Source organism: Uniformispora flossi, from assembly GCF_049534875.1.
Lineage (GTDB): Bacteria > Actinomycetota > Actinomycetes > Streptomycetales > Streptomycetaceae > Yinghuangia > Yinghuangia aomiensis.
In genome coordinates this window covers 74,486-89,301 of record NZ_JBMULZ010000001.1, presented here as the reverse complement: position 1 = coordinate 89,301, position 14,816 = coordinate 74,486, and the positions used below count along the sequence as shown (strand labels likewise).

At 72.2% G+C, this 14,816-nt stretch carries 12 protein-coding genes; 6 read left to right on the top strand and 6 right to left on the bottom strand.

Features of this window, described 5'->3' with window-relative positions:
• Window positions 1–271: 271 nt before the first annotated feature.
• Entirely contained in the window at window positions 272–2,131 is a 1,860-nt protein-coding gene (locus ACPA54_RS00370) for an ABC transporter ATP-binding protein (RefSeq protein WP_423525558.1), read from the bottom strand.
• Window positions 2,132–2,390: 259 nt separating this feature from the next.
• Between ACPA54_RS00370 and ACPA54_RS00365 the strand changes: the two genes are divergently transcribed.
• Genes ACPA54_RS00365 through ACPA54_RS00355 form a run of 3 tightly spaced genes read left to right on the top strand, consistent with a single transcriptional unit; the run spans window position 2,391 to window position 4,542 of the window.
• Window positions 2,391–2,834, top strand: a complete 444-nt coding sequence (locus ACPA54_RS00365; RefSeq protein WP_423525556.1) for a GntR family transcriptional regulator — start codon at window positions 2,391–2,393, stop codon at window positions 2,832–2,834.
• The gene (locus ACPA54_RS00360; RefSeq protein WP_423525554.1) at window positions 2,831–3,760 is read left to right on the top strand and encodes an ABC transporter ATP-binding protein; all 930 of its coding nucleotides are present in this window, start codon (window positions 2,831–2,833) and stop codon (window positions 3,758–3,760) included. Before ACPA54_RS00365 ends, ACPA54_RS00360 begins: the two co-directional genes overlap by 4 nt.
• The gene (locus tag ACPA54_RS00355) at window positions 3,757–4,542 is read left to right on the top strand and encodes a hypothetical protein (RefSeq protein WP_423525552.1); all 786 of its coding nucleotides are present in this window, start codon (window positions 3,757–3,759) and stop codon (window positions 4,540–4,542) included. The genes ACPA54_RS00360 and ACPA54_RS00355 overlap by 4 nt, the downstream gene beginning before the upstream one ends.
• Here the strand turns inward: ACPA54_RS00355 and ACPA54_RS00350 are convergent.
• Window positions 4,522–4,923 carry a hypothetical protein gene (locus tag ACPA54_RS00350; protein WP_423525551.1) on the bottom strand — a complete coding sequence of 134 codons (402 nt, stop codon included), beginning with the start codon at window positions 4,921–4,923 and terminating at the stop codon, window positions 4,522–4,524. The two genes, ACPA54_RS00355 and ACPA54_RS00350, sit on opposite strands and share 21 nt — an antisense overlap.
• Before the next feature lie 392 nt (window positions 4,924–5,315).
• Between ACPA54_RS00350 and ACPA54_RS00345 the strand changes: the two genes are divergently transcribed.
• The gene (locus ACPA54_RS00345) at window positions 5,316–6,950 is read left to right on the top strand and encodes an ABC-F family ATP-binding cassette domain-containing protein (RefSeq protein WP_423525549.1); all 1,635 of its coding nucleotides are present in this window, start codon (window positions 5,316–5,318) and stop codon (window positions 6,948–6,950) included.
• Window positions 6,951–7,019: 69 nt separating this feature from the next.
• On the opposite strand, the gene pspAB is transcribed toward ACPA54_RS00345, so the two are convergent.
• The 3 genes from pspAB to ACPA54_RS00330 form a co-directional block, all read right to left on the bottom strand.
• A complete protein-coding gene (gene pspAB / locus ACPA54_RS00340; protein ID WP_423525547.1) occupies window positions 7,020–7,625 on the bottom strand; it encodes a PspA-associated protein PspAB in 606 nt (201 codons plus the stop codon).
• Window positions 7,626–7,704: 79 nt separating this feature from the next.
• Entirely contained in the window at window positions 7,705–8,610 is a 906-nt protein-coding gene (gene htpX / locus ACPA54_RS00335; protein ID WP_423525545.1) for a zinc metalloprotease HtpX, read from the bottom strand.
• 124 nt (window positions 8,611–8,734) lie between these two features.
• Window positions 8,735–9,466, bottom strand: coding sequence for a DUF4232 domain-containing protein (locus ACPA54_RS00330; protein ID WP_423525543.1), 732 nt, complete (start codon window positions 9,464–9,466; stop codon window positions 8,735–8,737).
• Window positions 9,467–9,683: 217 nt separating this feature from the next.
• Here ACPA54_RS00330 and ACPA54_RS00325 point away from each other — a divergent pair, with 217 nt between their 5' ends.
• Window positions 9,684–10,136, top strand: coding sequence for a hypothetical protein (locus ACPA54_RS00325; RefSeq protein WP_423525541.1), 453 nt, complete (start codon window positions 9,684–9,686; stop codon window positions 10,134–10,136).
• Between the two features lie 191 nt (window positions 10,137–10,327).
• Here the strand turns inward: ACPA54_RS00325 and ACPA54_RS00320 are convergent, their stop codons facing one another.
• Window positions 10,328–13,834, bottom strand: coding sequence for an ATP-binding protein (locus tag ACPA54_RS00320; protein WP_423525539.1), 3,507 nt, complete (start codon window positions 13,832–13,834; stop codon window positions 10,328–10,330).
• 208 nt (window positions 13,835–14,042) lie between these two features.
• Here ACPA54_RS00320 and ACPA54_RS00315 point away from each other — a divergent pair, with 208 nt between their 5' ends.
• Window positions 14,043–14,744, top strand: a complete 702-nt coding sequence (locus ACPA54_RS00315; protein ID WP_423525537.1) for a hemerythrin domain-containing protein — start codon at window positions 14,043–14,045, stop codon at window positions 14,742–14,744.
• The last annotated feature ends 72 nt before the right edge of the window (window positions 14,745–14,816 follow it).

The following is a 14,816-nucleotide window of genomic DNA, read 5'->3' as shown; positions in this document are numbered from 1 at the left end:
CCTCTGGACGCAGCGATGCGCGACGCGACTTGGGGCCGCGACCCGCGACCGTTACCCGGGCGCGGCGATGTTCGACCCATCACCGCGCCGCCGCCCGGTTCCCGTGTCCCACACCGGCCGCTTCGCCCATCCCGGTCGGCGGGCCGGCGCGCCGACTTTCGGCTCCCGCCGCGCACGCGCCCGGCCGTCGACGCCCTCGCGGCGTGCGCTCCCGCCGCGTCGGCCGAGCCCCACCGCGCCGCCGCCGTCATACTCCCGCCCTCGTCGGCCCCTACCGCCGCATCCCTGGCAGGTCCACCTCCCCCTCGACCGCCTTCTCCACGTCCGTCTCCCTCTCCTCGTCCAGGAAGCCGCCCGACTGGTGGTGCCACAGCTTGGCGTAGGTGCCGTCGTGGGCGAGGAGTTCCGTGTGGCTGCCCTGCTCGACGATGGTGCCCTGGTCGAGGACGACCAGGCGGTCCATATTGGCGACCGTGCTGAGGCGGTGGGCGATGACGAAGGCGGTGCGGTCCTGCATCAGGTGCCACAGGGCGTCCTGGACGAGGGTTTCGCTCTCCGAGTCGAGGGCGCTGGTCGCCTCGTCGAGCAGGAGGATCGGGGCGTCGCGGAGGATCGCCCGGGCCAGGGCCACGCGTTGGCGTTGGCCGCCGGAGAGCTTGACGCCGCGTTCGCCGACCAGGGTGTCGAAGCCCTCCGGCAGGGTGTCGGCGAACTCCGTGACGTGGGCCGCCTCGGCGGCCTGCCGGATCTCCTTCTCGGTGGCGTCGGGCCGGGCGAAGGCGATGTTCTCGCGCAGCGTCCGGTGGAACATCGCCGGGTCCTGCGGGACGTAGGCGAACAGGCTCCGCAGGTCCGCCTGCCGCAGTGCGGTGATGTCCTGGCCGCCGATCAGGATCCGGCCCTGGTCCACGTCCATGAACCGGAGCAGCAGGCGGGTCAGCGTGCTCTTCCCGCCGCCGGAGCGCCCGACCAGGCCCAGCTTCGTGCCGCTCGGCACGTCGAGGTCCAGGCCGCGGAACAGCGGCGGCGCGCCCGCGTAGCCGAATGTCACATCGCAGAACCGCACGTCCGCGCCGGTGTTGCGCAGCGGTTCCGGGGCCGGCGGGTCCACGACCGTGGGTGATTCGAGGAGGAGTTCGGTGAACTGCGCGGCCTCGGTCAGCGAGCTTTCCAGCCGCCGGTAGACCTGGTTGAAGTCGAACATGATGCGCGTCGCGTTGCCGAAGTACGTGAACGCCACGATGGTCCCCTGCACGCCGAGCCCCCCGGCCCACACGACCGCGACCAGCAGCCCGAGCGAGTTGGTGAGCACGGACATCGGCGCGATGATCGTGTCGATCCGCAGGTTGCTGTAGTCCCACGACCGCAGCGCGAGCCGGCGGCTGTCCGAGACCCGCGAGCGGTGCTCGGCGGCTTCCTTCTCCTGAGCGCCGAATGCCCGGACGGTGTCCATGTTGGACAGGCTGTCCGCGACGTGTCCGGACACCCGGGCATACGCCGCCTCGCGCGCGTCGACCAGCTTCTGCCGGCGCCGGATCAGCGGCGCGACGACGAAGCCGGTCAGGGCGATCATCCCGACGAGGACGACCACCAGGATCGGGTTGTAGATCCCCAGCACCACGGACGCGAAGATCAGCGGCACGATGTTCGCGACCACGGAGAACGACAGGGTGTCGATGAACTCCTCGTACCGCGAAGCGAAGCCGAGCACCCGCTTGGTGAGCGAGCCCGCGTAGTTGCCGTGGAAGAACGCCGCGTCCTTGGCCAGCAGCGCGTCCATGCCGACGAGGTTCAACTGCTCGATGCCGCGCGCGTCCGCGCGGTTGAGGCAGTGCACGCCGACCCGCCAGATGCCCTCGGCGAGCAGGCACACGGCGAAGTAGGCCAGCACGTAACCGAGTACGGCGGTGGAGCCGGCGGCGATGTGGCCGATGGCGGCGGCGACGAGCAGTGGGCCGACGTAGAACAGCAGGACGTTGCCCAGCGCGGGCAGCAGCAGCGCGGGGAACGAGTAGCGGCGGCTGCGGAGTATCTCGCGGCCGTAGAACTGTAAGGCGAGCTTCACGGACGTCTTGTGGCGTGCCGGGTTCGACGACTCGGAGCCGGCTTCCCCGGGTGCGGGCGCGGGCATGGATCCCCCCCTTGTGCGGTGGGTTGGTTGGCGGTGGATCCATGCTGCCGCAGCGGTTGGACGGGGCGCGATTGATTAATGCCCGAGATTGAGCCAAGTGGGTGGTGGTCGGGAGAAGTTCACTGGTGGGGACAGTCGTTGAGAGTCAAAGCGCCCCCATGAATGGCTGAAGCCTGCCGACACTTCCCCACTTCACTACTCTTCTAGTACTTTGGGGAACCGAGGGAATCCATCGCCGATCCACCGGGAGGTGCGACGCGTGTTCCGCCTGGACGCCGGGTCCGGAGTTCCGATCTACCGGCAGCTCATGCAGCAAGTCCGGCAGGAAGTCCTGCTGGGCAGACTTTCCCCGGGTGACCGGCTGCCGACGGTCAAGGAGATCGTCGACGCGCTCGCGGTCAACCCCAACACCGTGGCCAAGGCGTACCGCGAGCTGGAGCACGAAGGCGTGGTCTACAGCCGCCAGGGCAAAGGCACCTTCGTCGCCGACACGTCCGCGACGCTGCCGCTCGACGCGCCGCCCGCGCTGCTCGCCGGGCTGACCCGCTGGGTGCGCAAAGCCCGCGCGGAGGGCCTGACGTCCGACCAAATGCGGGCGCTGCTGGCCGAAGCCCTCGACGAGCCGGATGCGGAAGCGGATCCGGAGCCGGGCAACGCCCGCCGCGCCGCCCGATCGCCGCGCCGCATCGGAGGTGTCGCATGAACGATCGGCCTCCGGAAGCAGACTGGGCTCTGGAAAGCGACGCCCTCGGCTACCGCTACCGCCGCGGCGCCTGGGCGCTCCGCGACTGCGCCCTCCGCATCCCGCGCGGGGCCATCACCGCACTCGTCGGCCCCAACGGCGCGGGCAAAACCACCCTGCTCCACCTGTTCGCCGCCCTCGCCCGCCCGACCGAGGGCAGCGTGCGGATCACCGGGGCGAACCCCGAACTCCGCCTCGAAAGACTCGGATTCGTGCCGCAGGACGCTCCTCTGTGGTCCGGGTTCCGGGTCGCGGACGCGCTGGAAGCCGGGCGGCGCATGAACCCCCGCTGGGACGCCGGATTAGCCGCGGCCCGCATCGCCGACCTGGCGATCCCGCCGCGCGCCCGCATCGGCACGCTGTCCGGCGGCCAACGCGCCCAAGTCGCGCTCACGCTCGTCCTCGCCAAGCGGCCGGACGTGCTGCTCCTCGACGAACCCCTGGCCAACCTCGACCCGTTGGCCCGCCGCGCGTTCCTCGGCTCGGTCTTCGACGCCTGCGCGGACACCGGCGCCACCGTGGTCTTCTCCTCCCACGTCATCGCCGAACTCGAACGCATCTGCGACCACTTGGTCGTCCTGTCGGGCGGACGCGTCCGCCTCGCGGGCGACATCGACGACCTACGCGCCGAACACCGCATCGTCTCCGGCCCCGCCGGCCGCCCCGACCTGCCGGGCACGGTCAGCCGTACCGACACCGCCGGGCGCCGCACCGCACTCGTGCGCGGCACCACCGGACTCCGCCCCGGCCCCGGCCTCGACGACGCCGAACCCACCTTCGACGAACTCGTCATGGGATACCTGACCGCATCCCGCCCCGGCAGCGGCCACCCCGCCCACCCCGACGACGGCACGCCCTGCGACGACACGGCGGAGGTGTCCGCATGAACTGGCTGATCTGGCGGCAGCACCGGGCCCAGCTCGGGTGGACGCTCGCCCTGTTCGCCGCCGCCTGCGCCGCGATGCTGTGGACCGGACAGGCCGCACACCACGACCTGGGTGCGCTGCGTGCGCTGTGCACTGGCGGCGGCGGCGACCGCGAATGGATGTGTTCGGACGGCGGCACCAAGCACTTCGTCGACACCTACGACTACGCGATTCCAGCCTTCGAAATCGGCGTCCCCGCGCTCGCCGTCGTGGCCGGAGCGCTCCTCGGAGCACCTTTGGTGGCCAGGGAGTTCGAGCAGCGCACGCACCTGGTCGCGTGGACCCAGTCGGTCCCGCGCCGCCGCTGGTACGCGACCAAAGTCCTCGCCCTCGCCGCCCCGTTGGCGGTCGTCGGCGGAAGCGCCGGGACGGTGGCCTACCGCATCCGCCGGCCGCTCCAGGACGGCGGGCTGTTCACGTCGCGCTGGATCTGGTTCCCGGTGATCGGACCGGCCCCGGCGGCGGCCGCGCTGCTGGCTTTCGCCCTCGCGGTCGCCGCCGGGGCCTGGCTCAAGCGCACCCTGGCCGCCGTCGGCGTGGCGCTGGCCGGGTCGCTCGCCGTGATCCTGGCCTGCGGCCAGTGGCTCGCGTCGTTCCGGTCCGGGCCCGCCGACGGCGGCCCGTTCTGGCTGTGCGAGGCCGCCTACACGGGAATCCTGGTCGCCGTCGCGGCCCTGGCACTGGTCGCGGGCTGGTACGGGACCCGGGCCCGCGGCGCAGCCCTACGTCTTGGTCGGTCCTGACGGCCCCGATTCCGGCGGAGGAGGCGGTGCGTCGCCCGGCGGAGGTTGATCGGCCGCCTCGTCGCGCTGGCGAGGCGGGGCGGTCCGCGCCTCCGCCGCGTCGCGGCGTTGGCTCGCCCGCCATTCGGTGGACGACCCGATCTGCGCGTAGTGGGTGTGCCGACGCCGGAGCGCGGCTCCCGCGCCCATCAGGCCGAGCGCCAGCATGAAGATCAGGGCCAGCGCGAGCCCGGATATGAAGATCGCGACCCCGTTCAGCGTCGCAATGTGGTTGCCGAACATCGACACCGAGTACTCGGGCGTGCCGGACCAGTTCTCCGTGATGAGCAGCGCAGTGAACGCACTGGTTGCCATCAGCAGCAGGAGTCCCAGCAGCAACATCGGAAGACCTCCTCGGAGCGGAAGTTCCCCCGTTGTGCGCCTGCCCGGTTCCGCCGCCGCCTAACACGCGAGCGTCTTCGGTCGACCCGCGACCGACCCGAGCCCGACCCGCCACCGACCCGAGCCCGACCCGGGACCGCCGCGACACGACCGGCCGTCGACCGGGAATCCGGATGACCCGATGCCCGCATGCCGTTAAGATCGCCGGAACACCAGCGTGAGGAGACCGACCGTGGCGGGTGACGACGACATCTCCGGGTGAGACCCGGAGCTGACGGCCGTCGGCGGATGCCCAGGGGCATCGCCGTGGCCATCTCGTCGTTCCTTTTTCCGCCCGGTTTCCGGGGCCGTAGGCCGATGCCCGCCCCGCCGCACACCCAAGGTTCTTTGCGATGTCCGACGCTTCCGTCATCTGCTCGGCCCTGTCGTTCTCGTGGCCCGACGACACCCCCGTCTTCACCGACCTGACCTGCGCCATCGGCGGCGGCCGCACCGGCCTGGTCGCCCCCAACGGCGCCGGCAAGAGTACGCTGCTCCGGCTGATCGCCGGGGAACTGCGGCCCACCGCCGGATCCGTGCAGGTCGCCGGCACCCTCGGCTACCTCCCGCAGGACCTCCCGCTCACCGCCGGCCGCACCGTCGCCGAAGTCCTCGGCGTCGACGCGGTCATCCGCGCGATCGACGCCGTCGAATCCGGCGACGTGGCGGACGAGCACTTCGCGGCCATCGGCGACGACTGGGACATCGAGGACCGCACCCGCGCCGAACTCGACCGCCTCGGCCTCGGCCACCTCGCCCTCGACCGCGTCCTCGGCACACTCAGCGGCGGCCAGATCGTGTCCCTCGGCCTCGCCGCCCAACTCCTCAAGCGCCCCGACGTGCTGCTCCTCGACGAGCCCACCAACAACCTCGACACGGACGCCCGGCACAAGCTGTACGACGTCCTCTCCGCGTGGAACGGCTGCCTCGTCGTGGTCAGCCACGACCGCGCCCTCCTCGACCGCATGGACCGCATCGCCGAACTCGACCGCGGTGAACTCCGCCTCTACGGAGGCAACTTCACCGCATACGAAGAAGCCGTGCAGATCGCCCAGGAAGCCGCGGAGAAGAACGTCCGCAACGCCGAACAGGAACTCAAGCGCGAGAAACGCGAAATGCAGCAGGCCCGCGAACGCGCCGAACGCCGCGCGAGCAACGCCGCCCGCAACCTCAAGAACGCCGGCCTGCCGCGCATCTTCGCCGGAAACATGAAGCGCGGCGCCCAGGAAGCCGCAGGCCGTGCCGGGCAGATGCACGGCAGCCGGGTCGGCGAAGCCCAGGCCCGCCTCGACGAAGCCGGCCGCGCCCTCCGCGACGACCAGCGGATCACCCTCGACCTGCCGGACACCGAGGTCCCGGCCGGCCGCACCGTCTTCCTCGGCGAAGGCCTCCAGGTCCGGCACCACGGCCGACCGCTGTTCGCGGGCAACGGCGCCGACCTGGCGATCCGCGGCCCGGAACGCATCGCCTTGACCGGGCCCAACGGCGTCGGCAAAACCACCCTGCTGCGCCTGGTGCACGGCGACCTCGCGGCCGACGACGGCACGGTCAAGCGCGCCGACGGCCGGATCGCGTACCTGTCCCAGCGCCTCGACCTGCTCGACGCCGACCGCACCGTGGCCGAGAACTTCGCCGCGTTCGCGCCCGACCGGACCGACGCGGACCGGATGAACCTGCTCGCCCGATTCCTCTTCCGCGGCGCCCGCGCCCACCTCCCGGTCGGCGTGCTGTCCGGCGGCGAGCGGCTGCGCGCCACCCTGGCCTGCGTGCTCTGCGCCGAACCGGCACCGCAGCTCCTGCTGCTCGACGAGCCCACCAACAACCTCGACCTGGTCAGCGTCGGCCAGCTGGAAGGCGCCCTCGCGTCCTACCGCGGCGCGTTCGTCGTGGTCAGCCACGACGAACGCTTCCTCACCGCCATCGGCGTCGACCGCTGGCTGCGGCTGGCCGACGGCGAGATCCGTGAAGTGGCCGCGCCGGAGGTGTGAGCCGGGTGGCGCGCGCCCCAGTCCGGACACGGCCCAGACACGGCCCGGACACCCCCCGGCCCGGGGGGCCTACATCCCGGGCGCGCGCCACACCGGGAACCACCGGGACAGGTCCGTCTCGATCCGCAGATCGTCGGCCAGCGCCGCCTTCACCTGCAATTCCAAGGCGTTGTCCCGCTTGTCGCCGGGCAGCGGCGCGAACGGATAGAAAGTGCCGCGCTTGTAGAGGTACACCAGCGCCAGCGCCCGGTCGCGCGCGTCCCGGAACGCGATCAGGGAGCACAGCAGCTGCGGGCCGAACCCGGTCTCCTCGAGTCCGGCGTTCACCGCGTGCAGGTCGTTGACCAGGGCGGCGACGTCGTCGGGCGGGCGGCGTAGGACCAGCCAGGAGTAGCCGTAGCCGTCCCGGCGGAGGTCGACCGGGGGAGCCTCCGGGGCGTCGTCGCCGAGGCTGTCCGGATGCGGCAGGCGCGCGTCCAGCAGGGCGCGGACGTCGTCCACCACGTTTTGGAACGCCTCGCCCTCGGTGCTGGAGAAGCACACCGCGGCATCGCCGGTCGGCACGAACCCGGCCGCCGCCTCCAACGTGATCGCCGCCGACGGCAGCCCGAACAGCCGGTCCAGATCCGGCTTGACCTGTTTGGTCCGCCCCAACACCGTGTCCCAGAAAGCCACCGGCCACCTCGCGAGTTCCGTCGCCTGCATTGCCTGCACTGCCTGCATTGCCCCTGCATCGCCAGCATCGTTTTGCGTGTCAGACGCCCTTGCCCAGCCGCTCCGAGATGTCCGCGAGCGCGGCAAGTCGCTTCTCCAGGCTCGGGTGCGTGGACAGCAGGTTCGACAGCGTGGTCCCGGCGCTGAGCGCGGGCGTGAAGAAGAACGCGTTGAATGCCTGCGCGGTCCGCAGATCCTCCGTCGGGATCCGCGCCATCTCGCCGCTGACCTTGGTCAACGCGGACGCCAGCGCGGACGGCTTCGCGGTCAGCATCGCCGCCGCCCGGTCCGCGGCCAGCTCGCGGTAGCGGGACAGTGCCCGGATGAGCAGGAAACTGATCGCGTACACGGCCGCCGAGACACCCATCACCATGGCGAACAGCACGGCGGTGTTCTGGTCGCGCCGTCCGCGCCCGCCGAACAACTGCGAGTAGAACGCGAACCGGACCATCAGCCCGGCGATCACGCCCAGGAACGACGCGATGGTGATCACCGCGACGTCCCGGTGCGCGACATGCGACAGCTCGTGTGCGAGGACGCCTTCCATCTCCTCGGTGTCGAGCCGCCGCTGCAGGCCCCGGGTCACGCACACCACCGCGTGATTGGCGTTCCGCCCGGTCGCAAACGCGTTCGGCAGATCCATGTTCGACACCGCGACTTCCGGTTTCGGCATGTCGGCCGCGGCGCACAGCCGGTCGACCACCCCGTGCAGCTCCGGTTCCTCTTCCGGGGACACGATCCGGCCGTGCATGGCGTACATCGCGATGCGGTCGGAGAACCAGAACTGCGCGACCAGCAGCGCGGCCACCACCAGGACGATCAGCACGACGGATCGGAGCAGCACGATCAGTGCCGCGATGAACCCGACATAGAGCAGGCCCAGCAGAAACATCGTGAGCAGCATGCGACCGGTCAGCCCCCGGTCCGGCGCGAACCGACTGCGCATCGCCATCACCTCGGGATCGGATGTCCTGATCCCATGGTGCGCGCCCGGAGGGCAAAACGGGCCTCCCGGGCGCGCGGGATTTCGGCACGCTGTGCGCCGATGCCGTCACCCCGGGTGGCCGGGGTCAGGACTGCTCGGGCATGCTCGCCTTCGCGGCCGATGCGGCGGCGTCCGTGATGCTGTCGCGGTACATGCCGAGCTTGGGATCGGCGATACGCGTCCCTGCGGGCAGCGGGAAGTTGAGCGTGTCGGCGGCAGGCATGTTCCCCGGGTCGGCGAGGACGTCGACCTCGTCGATGCCGGTCGCCGTGCCGGTGGCGGCGTTGCCCGGGTTGAGGTCGAGCACCGCGTAGGCGCTCTTGCCGACGCGCAGCGCGTGCAGCGGACCGCCCATGCCGTCCGGCACCTTCGGCTTGACGATCTTGCCGTTGCCGGCGTCCTTCTTGCTGTCGAGTTCGACGTACGGGATCAGCGACAGGCCGCACGCCTTCGTGCTGGTGTTCCGCACCCGGATCACCCGCTGGGTGGGCGCCTCGGGTCGCGGCTCGAAGGTGATGGAGAGCTGTTCCTTGGTGCACGGGTGGTCGAGGGCGTACGCGTCCGAGTCGGCCGCGCCGCCGCCGGGCACCGCACCGCCCGCCGGCTTCGAGGCCGCGCCGGGGGACGCGGATGCGCCGCCGCCCGGCTGTCCGGACCCGTCGGACGCGGAGGGCGCCGCCGGGGCCGCGGCGGGCACGGACGCCGACGGCGAACCGGCGGTGGACTTCCCCGAATCATCGGAATTGCAGGCGGTCAGCGCGAACAGCGCACTTGCCGCGAGACATGCCGAAAGCGGCACGGAGCGGTGGAACGACATGCGGGATCACCTTCGTGGGGGGACGTTGCGGTGACGATCACCGATCAGGACAACCGGAACGCCCGTTCGGTTCCGCCCGGCGGACCGGCGCCGCCTCCGCCGTGGTCCGGCCCGAGGCCCGCGCGAAAAACCTGATGCGCATCCCTCACCTTCGTGCTGCGGTCCTCCCTAGACTCCCGGGGGTCCATTCGGAATCTTGCGGAAGGGAAGAAAGGTTTTGACTGCGTTGCGTACGCATCGGCACGGAGGCCAGGGGCACCAGGGGCGGGTCCGCTGGGCGGCCCTTCTGACGAGTGTGGTCTTCGGGTTCGCGGTGCTCGGCACCGGGGCCGCTGCCGCGGCTCCCGCCGAGAGCACGGCGGTTGCCGCATCGGCTGTGTCGCCGGGGGGTGCCGCACCGGCATCGGCTGCACAGGCCGCGGGAGCGTCCGACCAGCTCAAGGCCGGGGGCGCCAAGTCGAACGTGTCGAACTCCGACACGGTCAAGTCGGAGACCAAGTCCGACAAGGACAAGGCGGGCAAGAGCAAATCGGACAAGAGCAAGAAGAAGAAAAAGAAGAAGAAGTCCTGGTTCAAGAAGCTGGGGATCTTCGCGGTCCTGCTGGTCATCGTGCTGATCGTGGTGGTCGTGGGGGTGATCTGGCTGATCGTCAGGGCGGTCAGGAACTGAAGCAGTTCCGACGGGAACGATCGGGTCGGCCCGTAGACAGGTGGGCCGACCGGCCAAGCGGCCGGCCGGGGAAAGCGGATATCCCGTTTCCCCGGCCGGCCGTTTGTGCGTCACGGCTTGACGGGGAGAGGGCGTGACGGAGTGATGGAGTGATGGAGTGATGGTTCGACGGGGTGACCGTCGTGACCGCCTCAGACGACCGGCGCGCTGCCGAGCGAGGTCTCCCAGCGCGCCGCAATCTCCGCGGCGTTCGCGCGGTGTTCGGCGGCGGTGTCGGTACGGCCGAGGAGATCGGCGAGGTCCGCGAGGGTGGCCGCGACCGGGCGCATCGCCAGCGTGAAGCCGGAGGACGGGGGAGGGGCGTCGCGGTACGGCAGGAGGATGTCGTACAGCTCCGCGGCGCCGTCGGTGTGCCCGATCGCGGACATCGCGGTCGCCCGGTAGGTGGCGAACATCCGGAACAGGAAGTCCGTTTGGATCGGCCCGGCGGTGCGGAGCAGTGCGCGGGCCTCGTCGGTGTGACCGGCGGCGGCCAGGCAGGCGGTCAGCAGGTCGTTGACGAACGGGCCGTACTGGGAATGGAGTTCGCGGGCGCGCGGCAGGACCTCCGCGAGCCGGCCTTGGCCCGCGGCGATCGCCGCGAGGGCGAGGTCCAGGAACCCTTCGGCGTGCGGGGAGCCTTGCCGGGCCATGCCCGCCGACGCTTCCCGGTAGAGCGCTTCGGCTTCGTCGAGCCGTCCGGCGATGTGCGCGAGGGTGGCCTGCGCACAGTCGGCCACCGCGGTCGGCCCCGGCATGCGGTGTGCCCGGGCCAGGTCGGCGCACGCGTCGACCAGCCGCCGGGCTTCCGGCACGTCGCCGAGGACGGCGACGGCGGACGCTTGTTCGAACAGGCCGTACCACAGGTGCACCGGCAGGTCGTGGTCGGTGGCGAGCGTGACGAGGTCCGCGGAGAGCCGGAGTTGCTCGTCGGCTTCGCGGTCGACGTCGTGCTCGCGCAGAATCGCGGCCAGGGCCTGGGCGTGCAGCGAGGCGTCGGCCAAGTCGGCGGCGAGCGCCAGTGCTTCGCGGGCGGCGGCGCGCACCGTGGGGTCGCGGAGGTCGGAGAGTTCGGCGGCGTACGCGAGGAGGAGTCGGCAGCGGACCTCGGGTCCGGGGGCCGCCGCGGAGTCGTCGAGCAGGCGGCGCAGTTGGGTGAGGACGGGGGTGTCGACCATGCCGTAGGGGCGGGTCTGCCACGGCGTGGGCTCGGACCACGCCGTGAAGGCCGCGATGAGCAGGTCGTCGCGTCCGGCGGTGAGCGCGTGGTCGATCGCGGCGTGGCGGGTGGCGCGGGCGTCCATGATGGCGCCCGCGCGGAGCTGGGCTTGGAGTAGGCGGCCGAGGAGATCGGAGCGCTCGTCGGGAGTGCCGCCGGTCCCGGGCTGCCGGTCGAACGCGGCCAAGGCGTGCGCGAGTTGGGAAGCCGCGACGTCGTACGCGTAGCGGCTTTCGGCGAGTGCGGCGGCGCGCAGGCAGTAGTCCAGCGCGCGGGCCGCGGTCGCGGGCGCGACGGAACGCGCGAAGTGGTGGGCGAGCGCGGTGACGTCGGAAGAGCCGAGCGCTTCGAGGCTCGCCGCGATGCGGGCGTGCATACGGGTCGCCCGCAGGCGGCTCACGTCGGCGAGCAGCGTGTCGCGGACCAGCGCGTGGACGAACCGGACGCGCCCGGACGTGGGTTCGGTGAGCAGCCCGGCGATGATCCCGGCTTCGAGGGCGGCGAACACGGCGTCTTCGTCGACGTCGGCGGCATGCGCGACCACGTCGACGTCGGACTCCCGGCCGACCGCCGCCGCGAGCCGCAGGACCGCGACGGCCTGATCCGGTAGCCGGGCGAGGCGGCGGCGGAGCACGTCCCGGACCCCGTCGGGAACATCGGACAGAGCGACGAGCGCGCCTTCGCCGACCAGCAGTTGCGCGCTCTCGCGGACGTAGAACGGGTTGCCGCCGGTGCGTTCGGCCAATGCGGCGACGGTCGCCGCGTCGACCGGCGGGGCTCCGGCGGCCCGCGCGATCTCGGCGACGGTGCCCGCCACGGCCTCGGCCGGGAGCCCGGGGAGCGCGACGCGGACCGGGGACGTGCGGGCGAGCGCGGCGAGGGCGTCCGCGAGGCGGGCGTCGGCCTCGTCGGGGCGGTACGCGGCCACGACGAAGATCCGGGTGCCGGACGGCAGTTCGGTGAGGGTGGTGAGGAGCGCGAGGGTTTCCGCGTCGGCCCAGTGCAGGTCGTCGAGGAAGAGTGCCACCGGGTGTCGGTCCGCGGCGGCGGTGAGCCAGGCGAGGACGGCGCGGTGGAGGTGGAAGCGGCCGGCGGGTGCGTCGCCGTGGGGGATACCGGCCGAGGGGGCGGGGTGGGCTGCGGTGTTGACCTCGGCTGGGGCTTCCGCCGGAGCGTCGGCGGCGGCCTCGCCGAGTAGGGGCGCGAGGATCGGGGCCAGCTGGGCGGGCGGAGGGGATACGGCGGCGATCGTCCGGAGCGCCTCGACCCACGGCCATGCCGGGGGAGCGCCTTCGGCGTCGGTGGTTCGGCCGACGGCCACGAGCCAGTCGGGGTTCGCTTCGTCCGCGGCCAGGTGCGCGCCGAGTCGGCGGAGCACGGCGGACTTGCCGAGGCCGGCTTCCCCGGTGAGGAGAGCGAAGCCGGGGCCCGCGGCGAGGGCGCGGTCGGCAGCCGCGGCGAAGTTCCGGAGTTCGGTGTCGCGGCCCAGGAAGACGGCCGGGGGAGAGGCCTGGGGTGTCCGGTCGGGAGGGGCGGCTTGTGGCTCGGTGCTGGTGCGGACTGGGTCGGGCAGGGCGGGGCCGGCGGCCGGGCCGGGGCTGTCGGATCGGGGAGTGATGTTCCGTGGCGGTCGAGAGTGCTCCGGACCCGCGGCACTCCCCGCCGACGTGGCCGAGCGCAGCACCCCCGCGTCCTGCGTCAGCACCGCCTCCTCCAGCGCCGCCAACGCGGGCCCCGGGTCCAATCCGACCTCGTCCGCGAGCACCGCACGGGCGCGGCGCAGCGTCGCCAGGGAGTCCGCCTGGCGGCCGGCCGCCCACAGCGCCAGTGCGTGCAGCCGCCAGCCTTCCTCCCGCAACGGCTCGTCCCGGGTGAGGATCTCCGCATCGGCGACGGACAGCGCGGCGTTGCCCCCGCGCAGCTGCGCGGCCACCCGCAACTCGCGGGCCACGACCCGCAGCTCGGCGAGCCGCAGGACTTCGGCCGCAGCCCACGGGTCGTCGGCGAACTCCGCGTACGCCGGTCCCTGCCACAGCTCCAGCGCCTCGGTGAGCTGCCGCTGTGCCGCGTGCGGGTCGGTTTCGTGTGCGGCGCGGGCTTCGTCGAGCAGACGTTCGAAGCGCCACGCGTCGACGGCGCCGTCGGGGAGCTGGAGGGCGTACCCGGGCGGCGAGCTGACCAGCAGCTTGGCCGGGGTGCGCGGGGCGCGTCCGGGTTCGAGCAGACGGCGCAGATTGGACACGTACGCCTGAAGCGACGTCACCGCCTGCGCGGGCGCGGCCTCTTGCCACAGATCGTCGACGAGCCGGTCGACCGACACGACCTGCCCGCGCGCCGCGACGAGCCGCGCGAGCACGGCACGCTGACGGCGGCCGCCGAGCGGCACGGCTTCCCCGCCCCGCTCCGCGGCGCAGGACCCGAGCACGCGTATGCAGATCATCGTGCGGTCATGCTACGCAGCGGGAGCGGCGCGGCCGGTGCCGGCTGCGTTCCGTGGACGTGTGCGCCGTCGACTCGCCCGCGCTCCGGACCTACCGGCGTTCCCCACGGGTGTTGTGGCCCGGTCCCGGGGCGTGTGCGAGCGTCCAAGTCCGCCCTCCAAGCGGCTTCCAAGTCCCTTCCATGCGCCCCCGGCCACGCTTCATGCCATGGAAAACACCAACGCCGCCAAGGCGCAGCAGACCACCATCGCCAACGACACCATCGGCACCATCGACACCCACGGGATGACCGTCATCCACCGGGGCCTCCGCCGCGAATCGCGTCTCCTCGCCCAACTGATCTCCGAGGTCGCCCCCGGCGACACCGCCCGTGCCGCGGTCCTGGCCGCCCACCTGCGCGACTATCTGATGGGCCTGCACAACCACCACCACGGCGAAGACGAGCACCTGTGGCCCGCGCTGCTGTCCCGCGTCGACCTGGAGACCGACCTCGTGCTGCGCATGGAGGCCCAGCACGAACGGATCGCCGAGTCGATGACCCGCGCCGAGGCCGCACTGCCGGCATGGGAGTCGGGCGCCGGCGAAGACGCCCGCGACGCCCTCGTGGCCGCGCTGGTCGACCACCGCGCCGTCCTCGTCGCCCACCTGGACGACGAAGAGACCGAACTCCTGCCCCTCGCCGCCCGCCTGGTCACCCAGCGCGAGTGGGACGCCATGGGCGAGCACTTCCAGAACGCCACGCCCAAGCCCAAGCTGCTCCTGTTCCTCGGCATCACCCTTGAGGAGGCCACCCCGGAAGAGCGCGCGGCCATGCTCGGCGGCCTGCCGTGGTTCGCCCGGGGCCTCTGGTACGCGATCGGGCGGCCGCAGTACACGCGGCACATGCGCGCGGTTCGCGGTGCGGCCTGAGCCTGGCGGAGGCCGGTGGGCGGTCGGCTGCATCGCCGGCCTTGTCCGCCCGCGGACCAACCGCACCCCCTC